The following is a 20934-nucleotide window of genomic DNA, read 5'->3' as shown; positions in this document are numbered from 1 at the left end:
CCTCGCTTTCTGTATCGAACGCCCGGAAATTACTTGACAAGCCTAGCGCGCGTCCATAGTTTGAGGTTGCACCAATTTTGTATCGAACGACACAGAAAAGGAGTTGGCATGTCGGATTTGAACGGCCAAGTGGCACTGGTGACCGGCGGCAGCCGGGGGATCGGAGCGGCCATCGCGACGCGGCTGGCGGAGCTTGGTGCCGACGTCGCAATCACGTATGTGCAGTCCAAGGAGAGCGCCGACGAGGTGGTGGGCCGGATCACGGCACTGGGTCGGCGAGGCCTGGCCATCAAGGCGGACAGCGCGTCCGCGGACGAAGTGGTGAGTGCCGTCGGCGAAACGGTCGACCACCTCGGCAGCCTCGACATCCTGGTCAACAACGCGGGCATCTTCCCGTTCGGCCCGATCAGCGACGTTCCGCTCGAAGAGGTCGACCGCGCGCTCGGCATTCATGCCCGGGCGACGTACCTGGCCAGCCAGGCCGCCGTTGCGCACATGGTCGAAGGTGGACGGATCATCAGCATCGGCAGCAATCTCGCTGAGCGCGTTCCCTTCCCGGGCGTCACCCTCTACGCGATGAGCAAGTCCGCGTTGCTCGGCTTCACCAGGGGGCTGGCTCGTGAACTCGGAGAGCGGGGCATCACCGTGAACCTCGTTCAGCCCGGCGCCACCGCCACGGACATGAACCCGGCCGACGGGGACAGCGCCGACCACCAACGCGAGCTGAGCGCGCTGGGGCGCTACGCCGACCCCAGCGAGATCGCGGAGACCGTCGCGTTCCTCTCCGGATCGGGCGGACGGAACATCACCGGCTCAGTGCTCACCGTTGACGGCGGCACCAACGCCTAGCGGACTACGTGTTGTCGGCGCTGCTGCGCGGGAAGCCGCCCTGCGGGAAGAGTGGGAACACCACGTCGTCGAGTTTCTCGGCGTCACCGGAGGTCTTGTTGACCGTCGCTCCCCAGACGTTGCCGTCGGGAGAGAGCTGCAGTGCCCACACGTGTCCATGTTGATCCTGGCGGATCACCTCGGGGTCGCCGGTGACCGCACCGGTGTCGGGGGCCAACCGCACGGCGACGGTCTGCTTGGTGCTGACCAGGTTGACTAGGACGGTGCCTTCCGAGGCCGCGCAGCCGGCCACCCCGGGGCGATCCGGCCACGTCCACACGGTGGAGACCTTCGAATCCTTGGTGATCCGTTGCAGCCGGTCGGCCGTCGGCGTCCTGTCGGTGACGTAGAGCGACCCGTCGGACCCGTCGATGCACAGTCCGCCACCTGCGCCCAGGCCGCTCAGTGCGGTGGTCTGCGGCGCCTGGTTGACGGTCGTGGGCTGTTCGATGCGCAACAACTTGCCCGCCAACGACGCGGGATCACCAGCCAGGGCGGGGTTGCCCGCGTCACCGGTCTGCACCATCAGCGTGGTGGGGCTGGTGAAGATCAGCGCGCCGGCGTTGCCCGTCGCGCCCTTGGGGATGCCCGTCAGGATCGGCTTGGGGACGTCGCCGTCGGCGATCCGGATCACCCGGTTGTCGGTCGGCGTGCTGACGTAGGCGTACATCAGCCGATCCTGTGGGTACGTCGGCGACAGCACGATGTCCAACAGTCCGCCGTCGCCGGACGGATCGACGGGGATCACCACCTTGACCTTCGGCTCGGCGCTCACCGAGACGTTCTTGACGGCCCCCGTCTGCCGCTCGGCGACCAGGGCGGACTGGCTGTTGGGCAGCATGATCAGCCCGCTGGTGCTCTCCAGGCAGCCCTGCATCACGCCAGGTGCCGGGCAGGCCTTGGGAAAGGGCTTGGGCGGCAACGGCGGAGGGGGCGGCGGGGTCGAGGTCTGGCCCGGCTCCATCTGCGGTTCCGTGGTGAACGGTTCCGATTGGGCCTTGTCGAATCGGGCGCAACCCGACCCGACCAATAGCGCGGCACACAGCAGCGCCAGCACTCCACGCAACGGGCGGCGCTGTGTCATGCAGGCCAGGTTACGGATCGTCGGGCGGTACGCGCCACGCCGGTCTCCGCAGATCGCCGCGCAAATGGCCGTCCAAAGCGCCGCGCCAATCCCCCACTCGGGGGTGAGATGCCCTTACGCTGGAAAACGTGACCAGTACCTCTCACGAACCGCGCGGCTGGCAACGGCCCGAAGACATGGCTGCGCGGCCTGCCTCGGCGCGCCTGGTCGACCCCGAAGACGACATCCCGTCATCGACCTACGCCGGTGACTTCGAGACCACCGCGATCCCGCGGTACGACACCACGCCACCCAACCCCGAACACGGTGCGTACGGGCTGCTCGCCGACCCCGAACCGCTGCCGTACGTCCAGCCGGGCGGCCGGCACGCCGCAATGCCGGCGGAGCCTGCCCAGATCGAATCGGACGGCGCCTCCTTCGACGAGGCACGTCAAGCTGGCCGTCGCGGCACGCAGGACCTGGGGCTGATGCTGATCCGCGTCGGACTTGGCGCGCTGCTGATCGCGCACGGCCTGCAGAAGGCGTTCGGCTGGTGGGGCGGTTCGGGCCTCGGCGGCTTCGAGAAGTCGCTCGCCGATCTCGGCTACCAGCACGCGAACGTGCTCACCTACGTCGGTGCCGGTGCGCAGATCGGGGCAGGCGCGCTGCTGGTACTCGGACTGTTCACGCCATTGGCCGCCGCGGCCGCCCTGGCCTACCTGATCAACGGGCTGCTGGCTGCCGTCGCAGAGCAACCTGACTCCGGATACTTCCCGTTCTTCCTGCCCGACGGGCACGAGTTCCAGGTGACGCTGATCGTGGTGGCTGCGGCGCTCGTGCTGACCGGACCGGGACGCTACGGCTTCGACGCCGGACGCGGGTGGGCGCGCCGCCCGTTCGTCGGCTCGTTCATCGCGTTGTTGGTGGGCATCGGCGCCGGCATCGCCGTCTGGGTGTTCCTCAACGGCACGAACCCACTGGCCTAGTCGTACGGGTTGGGCACGCGGCCGTCGGTAACCGCGGTCAGCTCCGGCAGCGTCGCGAAGGTCACCGCGGGAAGCCGGAATTCGGACCCGTCCTTGCGCCGAGCCAACGCCCAGGACGACCTGTCGAACCGCAGGCCGTCGATCTCCGACCACGGCACCGTCTGACTGCTCAGCAGGGTGCGTGCGGTGACGGTGTCCCGGTCGGCGACGGTCCGGTAGCGGGCGATGGCCGTGGACGCGATCACGGGTAGCACCAGAATCGGTGCGAACCAGACCGGCTGCGCCAGCACCAGGGTGAGCATGGCGAGCGCGAGGAACCCGACCGCGAGATGGGCCATCGGCGAAATCTTGACGACGACCGGTGCGGCGGCACCCGAGGTGGACGGTGAACTCACGACGACCATCCTTGCACTGGCCGCCCACGGGCCGGTTTTCGTCCTGCTCGCGCGTCGTCGAGGCTAGGGAGATTTGACCATTGACCAGTGCGGAGGCTACCGTCGACTGCTATGCAGACCACGGCATTGCTCGTAGTAATTGGTTGGCGCGTTGGTGCGTAACCAGGCCTGAGCCTACGAGCATCGACGCGCAACCCTCGTGCAGCTGACGCTGACGGGGGTTTTTTGTTGCCCGAGAACCCCGACGAATCACCCCAGAGAGACCAAGAGGAAAACGTGAGCGCACCCACTACGCGACCACCGGAGCCCGCGAAACAAGCCAACGGCACCCCTGCAGTCGCGACCACGCCCACAACGCGGCCGAAAAAGGTTGCCCCACAACAGCTCACCGGAGCACAGGCCGTGATCCGCTCCTTGGAAGAGCTCGACGTCGACGTGATCTTCGGCATCCCCGGCGGTGCCGTGTTGCCGGTCTACGACCCGCTGTTCGACTCGGTGAAGCTGCGCCACGTGCTCGTCCGTCACGAGCAGGGTGCCGGGCACGCCGCCAGCGGCTACGCCCACGCGACCGGCAAGGTCGGCGTCTGCATGGCCACGTCGGGCCCCGGCGCCACCAACCTGGTGACCCCCCTCGCCGACGCGCAGATGGACTCCATCCCCGTGGTCGCGATCACCGGGCAGGTCGGGCGCGGGCTGATCGGCACCGACGCCTTCCAGGAAGCCGACATCTCCGGCATCACCATGCCGATCACCAAGCACAACTTCCTGGTCCGCGACGGCGACGACATCGCCCGCGTGATGGCGGAGGCCTTCCACATCGCCAAGTCGGGCCGCCCCGGCGCGGTGCTCGTCGACATTCCGAAGGACGTGCTGCAGGGACAGTGCACGTTCAGCTGGCCGCCGGTGATCGACCTTCCGGGATACAAGCCGAACACCAAACCGCACAGCAGGCAGGTGCGCGAGGCCGCCAAGCTCATCGCCGCCTCCCGCAAGCCGGTGCTCTACGTCGGTGGTGGCGTCATCCGCGGCGAGGCCACCGCCGAGCTGCTCGACCTGGCCGAACTGACGGGGATCCCCGTCGTCACCACGCTGATGGCGCGCGGCGCGTTCCCCGACAGTCACCCGCAGAACCTGGGAATGCCCGGTATGCACGGCACGGTGGCCGCCGTGGGTGCCCTGCAGAAGAGTGACCTGCTGATTGCGTTGGGCACGCGGTTCGACGACCGCGTGACCGGGCGGCTGGACTCCTTCGCGCCCGAGGCCAAGGTGATTCACGCCGACATCGACCCCGCCGAGATCGGCAAGAACCGCAACGCCGACGTGCCGATCGTCGGTGACGTGAAGAACGTCATCACCGATCTGCTCGAAGCGCTGCGGCGCGACGGACTGTCGTCGGCCAGCCTGAACATCGACAACTGGTGGGAGTACCTGCGCAGCGTGCAGGCGACCTACCCGCTGAGCTACGGCCCGCAGAGCGACGGCAGCCTCAGCCCCGAGTACGTCATCGAGACGTTGGGCCGCATCGCCGGTCCGGACGCGGTCTACGCCGCGGGGGTGGGCCAGCACCAGATGTGGGCGGCGCAGTTCATCAAGTACGAGAACCCGCGTACGTGGCTGAACTCCGGCGGCCTCGGCACCATGGGCTTCGCCATCCCGGCGGCGATGGGCGCCAAGTTCGCCCGGCCCGACGCCGAGGTGTGGGCGATCGACGGCGACGGCTGCTTCCAGATGACCAATCAGGAACTGGCGACGTGCGCCGTCGAAGGCGCGCCGATCAAGGTGGCCGTCATCAACAACGGCAACCTCGGCATGGTCCGGCAGTGGCAGACGCTGTTCTACGAGGAGCGCTACAGCCAGACGAACCTGTCCACGCACAGCCACCGCATCCCCGACTTCGTCAAGCTGGCCGAGGCGCTGGGTTGCGTCGGATTGCGTTGCGAGCGTGCCGAAGACGTCGAGGACGTGATCAACCAGGCGCGGGCCATCAACGACAGGCCGGTGGTGATCGACTTCATCGTCGGTGCCGACGCGCAGGTGTGGCCGATGGTCGCGGCAGGGATGAGCAACGACGAGATCCAGGCCGCCAAGGGCATTCGGCCGCTGTTCGACGACAGCTACAACGAGGGGCACGCATGACCGTCACCACCCACACCCTGTCGGTCCTCGTCGAGGACAAGCCCGGCGTGCTGGCCCGCGTGTCGGCGCTGTTCTCCCGGCGTGGCTTCAACATTCAGTCCCTCGCCGTCGGCGCCACCGAGCAGAAGCACCTCTCCCGCATGACCATCGTGGTTGCGGTCGAGGACTTTCCGCTCGAACAGATCACCAAGCAGCTCAACAAGCTGATCAACGTGATCAAGATCGTCGAACAGGACGAGGAGAACTCGGTGTCACGCGAGCTGGCACTGATCAAGGTGCGCGCCGACGCGGCCACCCGCGGGCAGATCATCGAGGCCGTGAACCTGTTTCGCGCCAAGGTGGTCGACGTGTCGGCCGAGTCGTTGGTCGTGGAGGCCACCGGTACGCCCGGCAAGCTCACGGCTCTGCTGAACCTCCTCGAGCCCTACGGCATCCGGGAGATTGCGCAGTCCGGCATGGTGACGTTGGCCCGCGGGCCCCGCGGCATCGTCAAGTAACCAGTTTTCGAACGAAATACGAAGGAAGAGAAGGAATCCAAGTGGCAGTTGAGATGTTCTACGACGACGACGCAGACCTGTCGATCATCCAGGGACGCAAGGTCGGCGTCATCGGTTACGGCAGCCAGGGCCACGCGCACTCGCTGAGCCTGCGTGATTCCGGCGTCGAGGTGAAGGTCGGCCTCAAGGAGGGCTCCAAGTCACGCGAGAAGGTGACCGAGCAGGGCCTCGCCGTCGATACGCCTGCGGAGGTCGCCAAGTGGGCCGACGTCATCATGCTGCTGGCGCCCGACACCGCGCAGGCAGAGATCTTCAAGAACGACATCGAGCCGAACCTGGTGGCGGGCAACGCACTGTTCTTCGGCCACGGGTTGAACATCCACTTCGACCTGATCGAGCCTGCCGACGACATCACGATCGGCATGGTGGCGCCCAAGGGGCCTGGTCACCTCGTCCGTCGTCAGTTCGTCGACGGCAAGGGCGTGCCGTGTCTGATTGCGGTCGACCAGGACCCGAAGGGTGAGGGCGAGGCGCTTGCGCTGTCGTACGCCAAGGGCATCGGCGGCACCCGGGCCGGCGTCATCAAGACCACCTTCAAGGAGGAGACCGAGACCGACCTCTTCGGTGAGCAGGCCGTGTTGTGCGGCGGCACCGAGGAATTGGTCAAGGTTGGCTTCGAGGTCATGGTCGAGGCGGGTTACGCGCCCGAGATGGCCTACTTTGAGGTGCTGCACGAGCTGAAGCTCATCGTCGACCTGATGTACGAGGGTGGCATCGCGCGGATGAACTACTCGGTGTCCGACACGGCGGAGTTCGGCGGCTACCTGTCGGGTCCGCGCGTCATCGACGCCGACACCAAGGAGCGGATGCGCGCCATCCTCAAGGACATTCAGGACGGCAGCTTCGTCAAGGAGCTCGTCGCCAACGTCGAGGGCGGTAACAAGCGGCTTGAGAAGCTGCGCAAGGAGAACGCCGAGCACCCCATCGAGGTGACCGGCAAGAAGCTGCGCGACCTGATGAGCTGGGTCGACCGGCCCATCACCGAAACGGCTTAATTCCCAGCGATTTGTGGAGTCTGGCCGGCGGTCACCGCCGCTCAGGCTCCACAAATCGCTATTAGGGGGAGAGGCGTGGTAGTTCCCGGATGCCGAATTCGCGGCGCAGCACCGTGCGCGCGGCGTAGTAGCCGGCCATGCCGTGCACGCCGCCGCCGGGCGGGGCCGCCGACGAGCACAGGTAGGCCTTCGGGATCGGCGTGGACCACGGGTTGAGTCGCAGCGTCGGCCCCGTGAGGGCACTGAACATGTTGTTGCCGCCGACGCCGATGTCGCCGCCAACCAGGTTGGCGTTGTGGTCGGCCAGACGCGCCGCGGGAACACTGCGCACGGCGACCACCACGTCGCGGAATCCCGGTGCGAAACGCTCGAACACGTCGGTCACCGACTCGGTCATGTCGACCGTCGACCCCGCGGGCACGTGCGCGTACGCCCACAGCGGACGACGGCCGTCGGCGTCGATGCGGCCAGGGTCGGCGACGTGCGGGGAGGCGGCGAGCACCATCGGCCATTCGGCGTGCCTGCCCTTGGCGATCGTCGCCTCGGCCAACGCCATCTGCGCTCGGGTACCGCCCAGATGCAGTGTGGGCGCATGCGCCAGCCGCGGGTCGCGCCACGGAATGTCGCCGGACAGCACGTAGTCCACCTTCGCCACGCCAGGCCCGAATCGATAGCGCCGCAACGCCTTCGCGTAACGCGACGGCAGTGCGTCGCCGTAGATCCCAAGGAGCGCGGTCGGCGCGGTGTCGTACAGCACGACGCCCTCGGGTGGGCTGGTGACCTCCTCGCCAAGGACCAGCTGGCCGCCGTGGGCCAGCAGATCGGCGATCAGGGCGTTGGGGATGGCCTGCGATCCGCCGACCGGTATCGGCCATCCCACCGCGTGGCCGAGCACCGCCAGCATCAACCCGGCGCCCGAGGACACCAGCGACGGCATCTGCGAGATCGTGTGCGCGGCAACGCCGGTGAACAACGCGCGGGCGTCCTCGCCGGCCAGCGTTCGCCACAACGGCGTGCCCTGCGCCAGCAGCCGGGGGCCGACGCGCAACGCCGCGGGGATGGACGGCGGCAGCGACCGCTTGTCGCCGAGTAGCAGGCCGACGACGCCGTCGCAGTCGGCGGCGAGCGGGCCAAGCAGCCGTCGCCACGACTTTCCGTCGTCCAGCTCGGCACAGGTGCGCTCGATGTCGTGGTAGCCGATGGCAGCCGCCCGGCCCGGCAGGGGATTGCCGTAGGCGATCTCGGGAACCGCCAGGCTCACGCCGCGCGCCCGCAGATCGAACTCCGCGAAGAACGGCGAGGCCAGCGCCAGCGGATGCACCGCCGAGCAGATGTCATGGGCGATGCCCGGGTACTCCGGGTCGGCCATGGTCCGCGCTCCACCACCCGCGGTCGGCTGCGCCTCGATCACCCGCACCGACAGCCCCGCACGCGCGCAGATCACGGCGGCGCTCAGGCCATTGGGTCCACTACCGACGACGGTGACGTCCACAAGTCCCCTTCCCGGGTTCGCTCCTGCCCGCCGTGCGAATATTAGAGCCCACTACGCTGTGTGGACGTGAGTCTTCCCGTTGTGCTGATCGCCGACAAACTGGCCCCGTCGACCGTCGCCGCCCTCGGCGACCAGGTAGAAGTCCGCTGGGTGGACGGCCCCGACCGGCCCAAGTTGCTGGCCGCGGTCCCCGAGGCCGACGCGCTGCTGGTGCGCTCGGCAACCACCGTGGACGCCGAGGTCCTGGCCGCCGCGCCCAAGCTGAAGATCGTCGCCCGCGCAGGCGTGGGGCTCGACAACGTCGACGTCGACGCGGCAACTGCCCGCGGCGTCCTCGTGGTCAACGCGCCGACCTCGAACATTCACAGCGCCGCCGAGCACGCGTTGGCGCTGCTACTGGCCGCTGCCCGCCAGATCCCGGCGGCCGACGCGACGCTGCGCGACCACACCTGGAAGCGCTCGTCGTTCTCCGGCACCGAGATCTTCGGCAAGACGGTGGGCGTGGTCGGGTTGGGTCGGATCGGGCAGCTGGTGGCTCAGCGCCTCGCCGCCTTCGGCGCCCACGTCACCGCCTACGACCCCTACGTCTCCCAGGCCCGCGCCGCGCAGCTGGGCATCGAACTTCTGTCGCTCGACGAACTGCTGGGCCGCGCCGACTTCATCTCCGTGCACCTGCCCAAGACGAAGGAGACCGCCGGGCTGATCAACAAGGAGGCGCTGGCCAAGACCAAGCCCGGCGTCATCATCGTCAACGCCGCCCGCGGCGGGCTGATCGACGAGGAAGCCCTCGCCGAGGCGGTCACCAGCGGCCACGTACGTGGCGCGGGCATCGACGTGTTCGCCACCGAGCCGTGCACCGACAGCCCGCTGTTCGAGCTGCCGCAGGTCGTCGTCACTCCGCACCTCGGCGCCTCGACGGAGGAGGCGCAGGACCGCGCAGGCACCGACGTCGCGGCCAGCGTGAAGCTGGCGCTGGCCGGCGAGTTCGTGCCCGACGCCGTGAACGTCGGCGGCGGAGTGGTCGGCGAGGAGGTGGCGCCGTGGCTCGACCTGGTTCGCAAGCTGGGTCTCCTGGTGGGGGCGCTGTCGGCCGAGCTGCCGACTTCGCTGTCGGTGGAGGTCCGCGGTGAACTGGCGTCCGAAGACGTTGAGGTGCTGAGACTCTCGGCGTTGCGCGGCTTGTTCTCGGCGGTCATCGAAGACCAAGTGACGTTCGTCAACGCGCCCGCGCTGGCTGCCGAACGCGGCGTCGAGGCCGGGATCAGCACCGCCCCCGAGAGCCCCAATCACCGCAGCGTCGTCGACGTCCGCGCGGTGAACAACGACGGCTCGGTGACCAACGTCGCAGGCACGCTGTCCGGTCCGCAGCTGGTCGAGAAGATCGTCCAGATCAACGGCCGCAACCTGGACCTGCGTGCCGAGGGCGTCAACCTGATCATCAACTATCAGGACCAACCGGGTGCGCTTGGCAAGATCGGCACGCTGCTGGGCGCGGCCGGCGTGAACATCCTTGCCGCCCAGCTCAGTCAGGACGCCGACGGCGAAGGGGCGACGATCATGCTGCGCCTCGATCGCGAGGTGCCCTCCGACGTGTTGGCGGCGATCGGCAGCGATGTCGGCGCCGTGACGATGGAAGTGGTTGATCTGTCGTGAAACTCGCAGTTATAGCCGGTGATGGCATCGGTCCCGAGGTGATCGCCGAAGCCGTCAAGGTTCTCGATCTCGTGCTCCCCGGCGTGGAGAAGACGAGTTACGACCTGGGTGCGCGGCGCTACCACGCGACGGGTGAAACACTGCCCGACGGTGTGGTCGACGAGTTGCGCCGACACGACGCGATCCTGTTGGGCGCCATCGGTGATCCGTCGGTGCCCAGCGGCGTGCTGGAACGCGGCCTGTTGCTGCGCCTGCGCTTCGAGCTCGACCATCACGTCAACCTGCGACCGGGTCGGCTCTATCCCGGCGTGAGCAGCCCGCTGGCTGGTGATCCGAAGATCGACTTCGTCGTCGTGCGCGAAGGCACCGAGGGTCCCTACACCGGCACCGGTGGCGCGATCCGTGTCGGCACCCCCAATGAGGTGGCCACCGAAGTCAGCCTCAACACCGCGTTCGGGGTGCAGCGCGTGGTGCGGGACGCCTTCGGCCGGGCGGCCAAGCGGCGCAACCACCTGACGCTGGTGCACAAGACCAACGTGCTGACGTTCGCGGGCAAGCTGTGGTCGCGCACCGTCGCCGAGGTGGGCGCCGACTTCCCCGACGTCGAGGTGGCCTACCAGCACGTCGACGCGGCCACGATCCACCTGGTCACCGATCCTGGCCGGTTCGACGTCATCGTGACCGACAATCTGTTCGGCGACATCGTCACCGACCTGGCGGCCGCGGTATGCGGGGGCATCGGCCTGGCCGCCAGCGGCAACATCGACGCCACGGGCACCAACCCCTCGATGTTCGAACCGGTGCACGGCAGCGCACCCGACATCGCGGGGCAGGGGATCGCTGACCCGACCGCGGCGATCATGTCCGTCGCAATGCTGCTCGCGCACGTCGGGGAGGACGCCGCGTCCGCCCGGGTCGACAAGGCCGTCGAGCAGCATCTGGCCACGCGGGGTGACGAAAAACTGTCGACGACACAGGTCGGCGACCGCATCGCGGGCCTGCTGTAGGTCCATCCGCGTGAGCGCGCGCCTGCGGGAAGCGGTCACGCTCACGCACCAGTGCTGGCTGTTCGCCATAGGCTCCTCACTGTTCGCGACGGCGACCGCCCCGCGCTTCTCCGAACTCGCCGGCGTTCTGGCGGCCAACGCCCTGTGCTTCGTCGGCTCCTGGTTCTTCACGACTGCGGCGTGGATTCAACTGGTGCGTTCGGGACCCGAGGGGAGCGCTGAATGGCTCTCTGCTGCCACACAGTTCGCGGGCACAGTGCTCTTCAATGTCAGCACTGGAGCGGCTGTGTGGGCGCACGCAGTGCTGGCGGAGCGCCGACTGGTGTGGGCTCCCGACGCCATCGGTTCGTTCGCGTTCCTGTTTAGTGGCGTGGTTGGTCTCGTTGCGGTCAGCACGCAAGTCGGGCCTTGGATGCCGAAATCCCTCGACTGGCAGGCGGAATGGGTCAACATGATCGGCTGTGCGGCATTCGGCGTCAGCGCAGTCGGGGCGTTCGTCAGAGTGTCGGGCATCACGTCCAACGAGGCGCTCGCCAGTCTCTGCACCTTCATCGGCGCCATCTGCTTCCTCGTCGCAGCATTGCTGATACTGCCGAGGTTCCAGGCGCGCGGGGACCGTGGGTCGCGGTCGCCCTAGTCGGCTGAGGCCGGTCGCGAGCGCAACGGGTCGGAGTCGACGGGCACCAGCGGCAGCGCGATCAACGGGAACACCGCGCACACCGCGAACGCCGCCGGGAAACCGGCCACGGCGATCAAGGCACCGAAGACCGGCGGCACGATGCCGGACGTGAGCAGCTGACTGGTGTTCTGCGTGCCCAGCGCCCGGCCACTCCAGAACGGACCCGCGATCTCTGCGATCGCGGTGAACGCAAGACCGTTGTCGGACACCGTGATCACCGACGCCACCACCATCACCCCGACGGCCAGCGGCGAGTGCAGGAGATCGGTCAGCGCGAGCAGGCCCATGGCGATCGCGGCGCCGATCGCGATGGTGCGGATCGGATGCAGTCGCGATCCGACCTTGTCCGACCACCGTCCCGCGGCGATCCGGCCGACCGCACCCAGCAGCTGGGCGAAGGTCACCATCGCGCCGGCCGACGCCGCCGACCACCCGCGATCGGTCATCAACCACACCAGCGTGAACGTCCAGACCAGGCACTGTGGCGTCACCAGCAGCACCGACACGGCGTGAATGCGCCACAATGTCGACGAGCCGCGGTACGGATTCGCCAGCTCGTCGGCACGAGCCTCGGCGCGCGGCGGACGCGGCGGGTCGATCACGCCCACCACGCTGATCAACGCTGCCACCGCGCACACGATGGCGGGGAACAGCAGGGCCACCGCCACACCGTGCGCCTCGGCCAGCTGTGGAATCACCAACGCGCCCAGACCCACGCCCAGCGGCTGGGCGGTCTGCCGGATGCCCATGACCAGTCCGCGCTGGTGCGGCGGGAACCATCCGACCACCAGCCGGCCGCTCGCGGAGTTACTGCTGGCGGCCGCCATGCCGCCGAGGAACAGGAAGGCTCCGACGGCGAGCAGGGAGTGCACCGAGGCAGCCGCGAACGCCGCCGCGGCGGTGAGGGCGGCGCCGAGCGCGAGCACCGTGCGTTCGCCGACGCGGTCGACGAGATAACCCCAGGCGATGAGGGTGACCACCATGCCGAAGCTCGGCAGCGACGACATCAGGCCGGCCTCGGCCAGGTCGAGGCCGCGTTCGACGTGCAGCGTCGGAATCAGGAAGGCAACACCGTTGATGAAGACGTTCGTGCACAGCGTCGTGGTGAGTGCGATCACCAACATCGACCACCTGCGCGCGGTCCCGATCGTCCATGTGGTCACACAACCATCGTGGCACGGCGATCTCAACATGCTAAATAGAAATTCCAGAATATGAGATGAGCAGCAGCCTGGCGGCTGGCCCGAATCGAGTTGGTCTTCCGGCTAGCTGCTAGTCGGCGGTGCGGAATGCCGGACGTCCCGATGGCTGCCTGCCTCGATGTGGCAAACCCTCCGAGCGGCGATTCTTTGATCACCCCCGAAAACGGGGCCGGACGTCACGACCTGGGAGATCGAACATCATGACAATGCACCCCACTTTGATCCTGTCGGGAATGGCCGCCGGAGCCGTCGCAGCTGCGATCGCGTTGGCCCCCAACGCTTCTGCGGAACCGGCCGCCCCGCCCTGTCACGTCAGCGAGGCGCAGAACGTGTGCCAGTCACCGGGCAACTACCAAGGCGACTTCTCGCACCCGGTCGAACAACCCTCGCAGGTCGAGTTCCCGTGGCTGCAGGGCATGTGACCCCGTCCGAACCCGGGGTAACGGCCCCTCATTAGGCTCTGACGAATGCGTCTCGGTCGAATCGCCAGTCCCGACGGCGTCGCCTTCGTCACCATCGACGGCGACCCGGCCAACGAAGTGTGCAAGGAGATCGCCGAGCAGTACCTGTCGCGCAATCCGACCTTCACCGGTCGGACGTGGCCGCTGGCCGACGTGCGGCTGTTGGCCCCGATCCTGGCGCCCAAGGTGATCTGCATGGGCAAGAACTACGCGGCCCATGCACTGGAGATGGGGGGCGAGGCGCCCGAGGATCCGGTGATCTTCCTCAAACCGAACACGGCGATCATCGGCCCGAACGTCGCCATCCAGTTGCCCGCCGATGCGCACCCCGTACATCACGAGGGCGAGCTGGCCGCGGTGATCGAACGGCCCTGCAAGGACGTTCCCGCGGCCAGGGCGGCCGAGTTCATCCTCGGCTACACCATCGCCAACGACGTCTCGGCGCGCGACCAGCAGAAGCACGACGGTCAGTGGACCCGCGCGAAGGGCCACGACACGTTCTGCCCGCTCGGCCCGTGGATCGAAACTCAGCTAGACCCCTCGGAACTGGATCTGCGCACCGAGGTCAACGGTGAGATCCGTCAGCACAGCAACACCGCACTGCTGCTGCACGACGTCGGCGCGATCATCGAATGGGTGTCGGCGGTGATGACGCTGCTGCCCGGCGACCTGATCCTGACCGGTACGCCGGAGGGTGTGGGGCCGATCGAGGACGGCGACGTCGTGAGCATCACCATCGATGGAATCGGCACATTGTCGAATCCCGTTGTGCGCAAGAAGAAGTCATGACCGCAACAGAAGAAGTCCGGGTACGGTTCTGTCCCTCGCCCACCGGCACGCCGCATGTCGGGCTGGTGCGCACGGCGCTGTTCAACTGGGCGTACGCCCGCCACACGGGCGGCACCTTCGTGTTCCGGATCGAGGACACCGACGCCGCCCGCGACAGCGCGGAAAGCTATGCCGCCCTGCTGGACGCGCTGCGCTGGCTGGGCATGGACTGGGACGAGGGCCCCGAGATCGGCGGCCCGTACGCGCCCTACCGGCAATCCGAGCGCAGTGAGATCTACCGCGACGTGGTGGCGCGACTGCTCGCCGCCGGCGAGGTCTACGAGGCCTACTCGACGGCCGAAGAGGTCGAGGCGCGCCACCTCGCGGCAGGCCGAAATCCCAAGCTCGGGTACGACAACCACGACCGCACTCTGACCGACGCCCAGCGCGCGCAGTTCGCCGCGGAGGGGCGCAAGCCCGTGCTTCGGCTCCGAATGCCCGACGAAGATCTGACGTGGCACGACCTGGTGCGCGGCCCGACGACGTTCGCCGCGGGCACGGTGCCCGATTTCGCGATCACGCGCGGCAGCGGAGATCCGTTGTACACCTTGGTCAACCCCGTCGACGACGCGATGATGAGGATCACCCACGTCCTGCGCGGCGAGGACATCCTGCCCTCGACGCCGAGACAGATCGCGTTGTACCAGGCGCTGATCCGCATCGGCGTAGCGGAGTTCGTGCCTCAGTTCGCCCATCTGCCAAGCGTTCTCGGCGAGGGCAACAAGAAGTTGTCGAAGCGCGACCCGCAATCGAACCTGTTCCTGCACCGCGACCGCGGCTTCATTCCCGAGGGTCTGCTGAACTATCTGGCCCTGCTGGGCTGGGGGATCGCCGACGACCACGACGTGTTCAGCCTCGCGGAGATGGTGGCTGCGTTCGACGTCAAGGACGTCAACTCCAACCCGGCTCGCTTCGATCAGAAGAAGGCCGACGCGATCAACGCCGAGCACATCCGGATGCTCGACGAAGGGGACTTCACCGCACGGCTGCGGGCGTACCTCGGCGAGCACGGCCACGACACCGGGCTCGACGACGCCCAGTTCGCCGAGGCCGCCAAACTCGTGCAGACCCGCATCGTGGTGCTCGGCGACGCGTGGGATCTGTTGAAGTTCCTTGACGACGACGCGTTCGTGCTCGACGAGAAGTCGGCGGGCAAGGAGCTGCGCGCCGAGGCCGTTCCGGTGCTCGACGCGGCGCTGGCGGCACTCGACGGGGTCGGGGAGTGGTCCACCGCCGAGATCGAGGCAGCGCTGAAGACCGCGCTCCTGGAGAGCCTCGAGCTGAAGCCACGCAAGGCGTTCGGACCGATCCGGGTGGCCGCCACCGGCTCCTCGATCAGTCCGCCGCTGTTCGAGTCGCTGGAGCTGCTCGGCCGTGACCGCAGCATGGCCCGGCTGCGCGCCGGACGGGATCACGCCGCCGCCGCTGCGGTGGAGGCGTGAAAAACCGCTCCGAAATCTTTGATAGTCTGCTCGTCGGTCCGTGAACGGCAGGCGGTGGTGGATTCCATCGCACGCTTGCTCTGGACAACGCCTATGACCTGCGGTTATAGGCACCCAGTGGGGTATGGTGTAATTGGCAACACAGCGGTTTCTGGTACCGCCATTCTAGGTTCGAGTCCTGGTACCCCAGCCATCAGCGGCAGCGCGACGGCGCTGTTTCACCGGATCAGAGCATCGAGCGCCGTGTCGGCGCCTCGGCGCAACTCCGCAGTGAAATTCGCCTCACCCATCGCCGCACTGAGGGTCCCTGAGATGCGATCGACGTCGCCGCGCTGACCCGTTGGCAGCGGGCGACCCACTGAGTCCCGAAGCCGGGCCGCTGCGCCGAGCAGGCGCGCCGCACGGTCGTATCGTCCGGCGAGGGCATGGGCACCGGCGAGCCCCTCCAGCGCGAGCGCGACGGCGCGTGGGTCACCGCTGTCGGCCGCCAGCTCGTAGCCCTCGAGCTGCAGCCGCAGCGCCGCCTCGGCGTCGCCGCGTTGTTCGGCGGTGAACCCCAATTCGGCGAGCGCCAGCGCGGTGCCTGCCTGGAACCGCTGCGCCCGATGCCAGTCCAGCACGGCGCGCAGATGCTTCTCCGCGACGTCGAACTGCCCAGACCGACGGGCGCCGAGGCCGAGGCCGGTCTCGGCGTACATCTCCGCCGGCTTGAATCCTTGTTCCGCGCCCAGCTGCCTGGCCTTCTCGTGCAGGTCCCACGCCCGCTCGTGTTCACCGCGCAGCATCGCAATCCGGCCCAGCCACGACAGTTGAAAGGACATCTCCGGCGCGAGCCCGAGTTCCTCGGCCATGGTGAGGCCGTTGCGATGCATCCGTTCCGCGCGGTCGTAGTCGCCGGCGACCTCGGCGAGGCTGCCGGTGATGTAGCTCGCCTGCAGCTGCCCCCAACGCTCGCCCACCTCGTCGAGCAGTGCGGTACCGCGCGCGGCGTCGGCCTCGGCGGCCACGAAGTCGGCGGCGGAGAGATGGTGGCTGGCGCGGTCGATCAGCGCGACCCCGACGCCCCAGCGGTCGCCCAATTCCTCGAACTCGTGCAGCGCCTGCGCGGTGAGGTCGCGCGCCCTCGGTACGCCGACCGACGTAGTGACGTAGCCGAGGAACCAGTACACCGTGGCCCGGTCGGCCGGTTCGGTGATCTGCGTGGCCACGTCGAACGCCTCGTCGTCCACTGCTTCACCGGCGGCGATGGCCAGGCCCGTCTCCCAGCACCTGGCGACGTACCGCCGCTGTTCCGTGCCACCCGACAGCGCCAAGGCCTGCCCAATCGACCGGCGAGCCTCACCGATGCGGCCGCGCAGGAACCAATACCACGCCATGGCGTTGACGAGTCGCAGCGCCAAGTCGGCATCGTCGGCGTCGACGGCGGTCTCCATGGCGCGGCGCAGGTTCGGTGTCTCCATGCTGATTCGTTCCAACCAGGCGCACTGCTCTCGGGTCCGCAGACCCGAGGCCGCCCGCTCGGCAAGGCGCACGTAGTAGCCGGCGTGTCGGCGCCGCATGGCGGGCAGCTCGTTCGCATCTCGCAGTCGGTCCAACCCATACGCCAGCACCGTCTCCAGCAAGCGGTAACGCGGACCGGTCGCACTGACCACCAACGAACGGTCGACGAGATCGGTCAGCAGGTTCACGACGTCGCCCTCGGCCACCCCGTCGCCGCCGCACAACGCCTCGACCGCCGCAAGGTCACAGCCTTCGGCGAATACCGCCATGCGCCGCAGGACGCCTTGCGCGGGTCCGGCCAGCAGTTGCCAGCTCCAATCCAGCAAGGCGCGCAGCGTTCGATGCCGCTGCGGTCCACCGCGACTTCCGTTGGCCAGCAGCCGGAAGCGATCATCGAGACGGTCGAGCAGTTCGTGCGGCCCCAGCGCGCGGATCCTGGTGGCCGCAAGCTCGAGCGCCAGGGGCACCCCGTCCAGGCGCCGGCAGATCGCGGCCACCGCGGCGGCGTTGTCCGCGTCGAGCGAAAAGCCGGCAACCGACGCGGCCGCGCGGGCCACGAACAGCTGAACCGAACCGAACGCCCGAACATCTTCTACCGCAACCGATCCCGGCCCGGGAACGGTCAACGGCGGTACATTCCAGACCAATTCGCCTGCCACACCGAGCGGCAGCTGGCTGGTGGCGAGGATTCGAAGATCGGGCACCGCTTCCAGCAGCGTCGTGGTCAACGCCGCGACGGGTTCGATCACCCCTTCGCAGTTGTCCAAAACGAGCGCGATGCCCTTGCCCCGCAGGTACTCGGCCAATCTTCGGGCGTCGCAACCTCGTTCGTCACGGATGCCGAGCGTGCCTGCGACGACGTCGACGACGAGCTCGTCCGGAGCGCAGGCTGAGGGGTAGCCGTGCCGGTCGAGCCCGCTGAGCTCCACCAGCCACGCATTCGGAAGACGTTGCGCGGTCTGCAGCGCGAGCCTGGTCTTGCCCACCCCGCCGGGACCGGTCAACGTGACGAGGCGCGTGTCGGTCAACAGCGAGACTACGGACTGCACCGCATCATCGCGGCCGATCAGTTCGGTCAAGGGTTTCGGCAGGTTGGTCGTCGACGGCGGCGGTAGCGCGAGCGCCGGATCCTGTTCCAGGATCGCCTGATGCAGGGCGACGATGTCGGGTCCCGGCGTCAGGCCGAGGTCGTCCGCCAACAGCCTTCGCAGCTGCCGATAGCTCTCCAGGGCCTCGCTCTGCCTGCCGGCGCGGTACAGCGCCCGCATGTGGAGTGCGCGTAGCCGCTCGCGCATGGGGTTCGCCGCAACACGCTCGCCGAGTTCGCCGGCGACGGCCTGGTGATCGCCGAGTTCGAGCCGCGCGGCCGCCCAATCCTCTTGCGCGGTCAGCCGGTCGTCGTCCAGGCGCGCGACGAACGGTGCGGCGAACGGTTCGTCTGCGAGGTCGCCGAGCACCGGGCCACGCCACAACGCGAGGGCCTCCTCGAGCAGGCCTGCTCGAGTGCGTGCGTCCGTGGTGTCGCGCGCCCGGCCCGCCAGTTCCGAGAACCGCATGACGTCGAGATCGACCCGCATGACATAGCCGTCGCCCTCGTGCGCCACCAAAGCGCCACTTCCCGGCTCGGCCCGCTCCAGCGCCCTGCGAAGTTGCGACACCTTGGTCTGCAAGGTGTTGCGCGGGTCTCGCGGCGGGCGATCGCCCCACAGATCGTCGATCAAGCGGTCCACCGACACCGGGCGACCCTGCTGCACCAGCAGGTCGGCAAGCAGCAGTCGCACCTTGGCCTCGGGCACGCGGACGTCTCGGCCATCGTCGGTCCACACCGCAAGTGGACCCAGCACCCCGAAGCGCACGTGTCGACGGTATCGGGGCACGGTGACAGCGTCGTGCGCCGGCCGTGCGTGAACCGTGCGCGGCCAGTTGCACAGTGGCGGCATGACGGATTTCAGCAAGCCCTCGGTCACGGTGATCGGTCTCGGGGCGATGGGGTCGGCGCTCGCCGGGGCGGTGCTCGACGCGGGTTACCCGACGACGGTGTGGAACCGCACGCCGGAACGGACACAACCCCTCGTCGCGCGCGGGGCCGTCGCGGCGGCCGGTGTTTCACAGGCGATCGAGGCCAGTCGCCTCGTCATCGTCTGCCTCTTGGACGTCGCGTCGGTCACCGACGTTCTCGACCCCGTCAAGGACGCACTGGCAGGCCGCGTCCTGGTGAACCTCACCAACGGCACCCCGGCGCATGCCCGTGAACTCGCCGGCCGTTACGACGCCGACTATCTCGACGGCGGCATCATGGCCGTGCCGCCGATGATCGGTGGTCCGGACGCGTTCATCTTCTACAGCGGGTCGCGCAGCGCGTTCGACACCAACCGCGCCGTCCTCGACGTGTTCGGCGAAAGCCGCTACGTCGGTGACGATGCCGGTTTGGCGGCACTGCAGGACATCGCGCTGCTCAGTGGGATGTACGGGATGTTCATCGGCAGCATGCACGCGCTTGCACTGGTCGAATCCGCGGGCATCCCGGCCACGACGTTCGCGCCGCTGCTGCGGCGCTACATCGAGTCCATGCTCGGCTTTGTCGACGGTGCGGCTCAGCAGATCGACCAGCGGGACTACACGATCGGCGTGGTCTCCACCATCGGGATGCAGTCGGCCGCCTTCGTCAATCTGCTCGAGACCGCCCGCGATCAGGGCATCAGTCCAGAACTCATCGCGCCGTTGGGGCCACTGATGGCGCGTCGTGTCGAAGCAGGACACGGCCAGGAAGACCTGGCCGGTGTCATCGAACTACTCAAGGAGAGCAAGTGATTACGCTCATTGGTTTGGGTCCGATGGGCCAGGCGATGGTCCGCGCATTCGCGAAGGCCGGTCACGAGGTGACGGTGTGGAACCGGACGCCGTCGAAGGCCGAAGGGCTGGATGCGACGGTCGCGCCCACGGTCGCCGACGCGCTGGCCGCCAGCGACGTGGTGTTCCTGAGCCTGACCGACTACCAGGTGATGTTCGATCTGCTCGACGGCCAGGACGTGGGCGGTAAGACGATCATCAACCTCAGCTCGGACACGCCGGCGACCACGCGGCGGGCCGCAGAGTGGGCGTCGACGCGGGGGGCGACACTCATCGTCGGGGGAGTGATGGTGCCCGAGGAGCTCATTGCGACCGACGCCGCCTACACCTTCTACAGCGGTCCGGAACCCGTTGTACGGCAGCATGAATCGTTGCTTTCGGTGATCGGTCGGGTGGAATACGTCGGCGAGGACCCGGCGTTGGCGCAACTGTTCTATCAGGCGCAGTTGACGATCTTCCTGACGTCGTTGTCGGCGTACATGCATGCGACCGCACTGGTGGGCTCGGCGGGAGTCGCGCCCGAAACCTTCCTGCGGCATGCCACCGAGACCTTCGACAACCTCTCGTACTACCTGCCGGACGCCGCGAAGAACATCGCCACCCACGAACATCCGGGCGAGGGCGCCAACATCGTCATGATGGGCGCCACCGCGGACCACATCGTCGGTGCTAGTACGGAAGCCAAGTTGGATCTGGCTCTGCCGCAGGCGGTCAAGTCGCTCTACGACCGCGCGATCGCAGCGGGGCATGGCGCCGACACGTGGACCAGCCTGTACGAGGTGATCGAGCCATGAAGGTGA

At 68.0% G+C, this 20934-nt stretch carries 18 protein-coding genes and 1 tRNA gene; 14 read left to right on the top strand and 5 right to left on the bottom strand.

Annotated elements, in window-relative coordinates; translation table 11 throughout:
* The first annotated feature begins 108 nt into the window (after positions 1–108).
* Positions 109–849 carry an SDR family NAD(P)-dependent oxidoreductase gene (locus tag N536_RS0118615; RefSeq protein WP_029114986.1) on the top strand — a complete coding sequence of 247 codons (741 nt, stop codon included), beginning with the start codon at positions 109–111 and terminating at the stop codon, positions 847–849.
* 4 nt (positions 850–853) lie between these two features.
* Here N536_RS0118615 and N536_RS0118610 read toward each other — a convergent pair whose 3' ends face one another.
* Positions 854–1972, bottom strand: coding sequence for a PQQ-dependent sugar dehydrogenase (locus tag N536_RS0118610; protein ID WP_029114985.1), 1119 nt, complete (start codon positions 1970–1972; stop codon positions 854–856).
* Between the two features lie 128 nt (positions 1973–2100).
* Here N536_RS0118610 and N536_RS0118605 point away from each other — a divergent pair, with 128 nt between their 5' ends.
* The gene (locus N536_RS0118605) at positions 2101–2937 is read left to right on the top strand and encodes a DoxX family protein (RefSeq protein WP_029114984.1); all 837 of its coding nucleotides are present in this window, start codon (positions 2101–2103) and stop codon (positions 2935–2937) included.
* Here N536_RS0118605 and N536_RS0118600 read toward each other — a convergent pair.
* A complete protein-coding gene (locus tag N536_RS0118600; protein WP_197040174.1) occupies positions 2934–3341 on the bottom strand; it encodes a PH domain-containing protein in 408 nt (135 codons plus the stop codon). The two genes, N536_RS0118605 and N536_RS0118600, sit on opposite strands and share 4 nt — an antisense overlap.
* A gap of 267 nt (positions 3342–3608) precedes the next feature.
* Between N536_RS0118600 and N536_RS0118595 the strand changes: the two genes are divergently transcribed.
* From N536_RS0118595 to ilvC, 3 genes are read left to right on the top strand one after another with little or no spacing between them, the layout of a single operon-like run.
* Positions 3609–5468 carry an acetolactate synthase large subunit gene (locus N536_RS0118595; protein WP_029114982.1) on the top strand — a complete coding sequence of 620 codons (1860 nt, stop codon included), beginning with the start codon at positions 3609–3611 and terminating at the stop codon, positions 5466–5468.
* The gene (ilvN, locus tag N536_RS0118590) at positions 5465–5965 is read left to right on the top strand and encodes an acetolactate synthase small subunit (protein ID WP_029114981.1); all 501 of its coding nucleotides are present in this window, start codon (positions 5465–5467) and stop codon (positions 5963–5965) included. The genes N536_RS0118595 and ilvN overlap by 4 nt, the downstream gene beginning before the upstream one ends.
* Before the next feature lie 53 nt (positions 5966–6018).
* Positions 6019–7020 carry a ketol-acid reductoisomerase gene (gene ilvC / locus N536_RS0118585; RefSeq protein WP_197040177.1) on the top strand — a complete coding sequence of 334 codons (1002 nt, stop codon included), beginning with the start codon at positions 6019–6021 and terminating at the stop codon, positions 7018–7020.
* 61 nt (positions 7021–7081) lie between these two features.
* Here ilvC and N536_RS0118580 read toward each other — a convergent pair whose 3' ends face one another.
* Positions 7082–8512, bottom strand: a complete 1431-nt coding sequence (locus N536_RS0118580; protein WP_029114979.1) for an NAD(P)/FAD-dependent oxidoreductase — start codon at positions 8510–8512, stop codon at positions 7082–7084.
* Positions 8513–8578: 66 nt separating this feature from the next.
* On the opposite strand from N536_RS0118580, the gene serA reads away from it, so the two are divergent.
* From serA to N536_RS0118565, 3 genes are read left to right on the top strand one after another with little or no spacing between them, the layout of a single operon-like run.
* Complete coding sequence (serA, locus tag N536_RS0118575; RefSeq protein ID WP_029114978.1) at positions 8579–10165, top strand: phosphoglycerate dehydrogenase; 1587 nt, start codon at positions 8579–8581, stop codon at positions 10163–10165.
* Positions 10162–11172 (top strand): 3-isopropylmalate dehydrogenase, encoded by a 1011-nt coding sequence (locus N536_RS0118570; protein WP_029114977.1) that lies wholly within the window; start codon positions 10162–10164, stop codon positions 11170–11172. The genes serA and N536_RS0118570 overlap by 4 nt, the downstream gene beginning before the upstream one ends.
* A gap of 10 nt (positions 11173–11182) precedes the next feature.
* Positions 11183–11809: a hypothetical protein gene (locus N536_RS0118565; RefSeq protein WP_231514569.1), complete on the top strand. Its 627-nt coding sequence runs from the start codon at positions 11183–11185 to the stop codon at positions 11807–11809.
* Here N536_RS0118565 and N536_RS0118560 read toward each other — a convergent pair.
* Entirely contained in the window at positions 11806–12975 is a 1170-nt protein-coding gene (locus tag N536_RS0118560) for an MFS transporter (RefSeq protein ID WP_369798447.1), read from the bottom strand. The genes N536_RS0118565 and N536_RS0118560 overlap by 4 nt on opposite strands.
* A 278-nt stretch (positions 12976–13253) precedes the next feature.
* On the opposite strand from N536_RS0118560, the gene N536_RS0118555 reads away from it, so the two are divergent.
* The 4 genes from N536_RS0118555 to N536_RS0118540 all read left to right on the top strand — a co-directional run bounded on the left by N536_RS0118555 (position 13254) and on the right by N536_RS0118540 (position 15977).
* A complete protein-coding gene (locus tag N536_RS0118555) occupies positions 13254–13475 on the top strand; it encodes a hypothetical protein (protein WP_155948641.1) in 222 nt (73 codons plus the stop codon).
* Positions 13476–13520: 45 nt separating this feature from the next.
* Positions 13521–14303, top strand: coding sequence for a fumarylacetoacetate hydrolase family protein (locus tag N536_RS0118550; protein WP_029114973.1), 783 nt, complete (start codon positions 13521–13523; stop codon positions 14301–14303).
* Positions 14300–15784, top strand: coding sequence for a glutamate--tRNA ligase (gltX, locus tag N536_RS0118545; protein ID WP_029114972.1), 1485 nt, complete (start codon positions 14300–14302; stop codon positions 15782–15784). Before N536_RS0118550 ends, gltX begins: the two co-directional genes overlap by 4 nt.
* 118 nt (positions 15785–15902) lie before the next feature.
* Positions 15903–15977, top strand: a tRNA-Gln gene (locus N536_RS0118540).
* Between the two features lie 25 nt (positions 15978–16002).
* Here the strand turns inward: N536_RS0118540 and N536_RS0118535 are convergent.
* Complete coding sequence (locus N536_RS0118535; protein WP_029114971.1) at positions 16003–19140, bottom strand: BTAD domain-containing putative transcriptional regulator; 3138 nt, start codon at positions 19138–19140, stop codon at positions 16003–16005.
* A gap of 82 nt (positions 19141–19222) precedes the next feature.
* Here N536_RS0118535 and N536_RS43045 point away from each other — a divergent pair, with 82 nt between their 5' ends.
* On the top strand, positions 19223–20095 hold the full coding sequence (locus tag N536_RS43045) for an NAD(P)-dependent oxidoreductase (protein ID WP_029114970.1): 873 nt from the start codon (positions 19223–19225) through the stop codon (positions 20093–20095).
* Positions 20092–20928 carry an NAD(P)-dependent oxidoreductase gene (locus N536_RS0118525; protein ID WP_029114969.1) on the top strand — a complete coding sequence of 279 codons (837 nt, stop codon included), beginning with the start codon at positions 20092–20094 and terminating at the stop codon, positions 20926–20928. The genes N536_RS43045 and N536_RS0118525 overlap by 4 nt, the downstream gene beginning before the upstream one ends.
* Positions 20929–20934: the final 6 nt, after the last annotated feature.

The organism is Mycobacterium sp. URHB0044 (assembly GCF_000620625.1).
Lineage (GTDB): Bacteria > Actinomycetota > Actinomycetes > Mycobacteriales > Mycobacteriaceae > Mycobacterium.
This window is presented reverse-complemented; position numbering and strand designations above follow the sequence as displayed.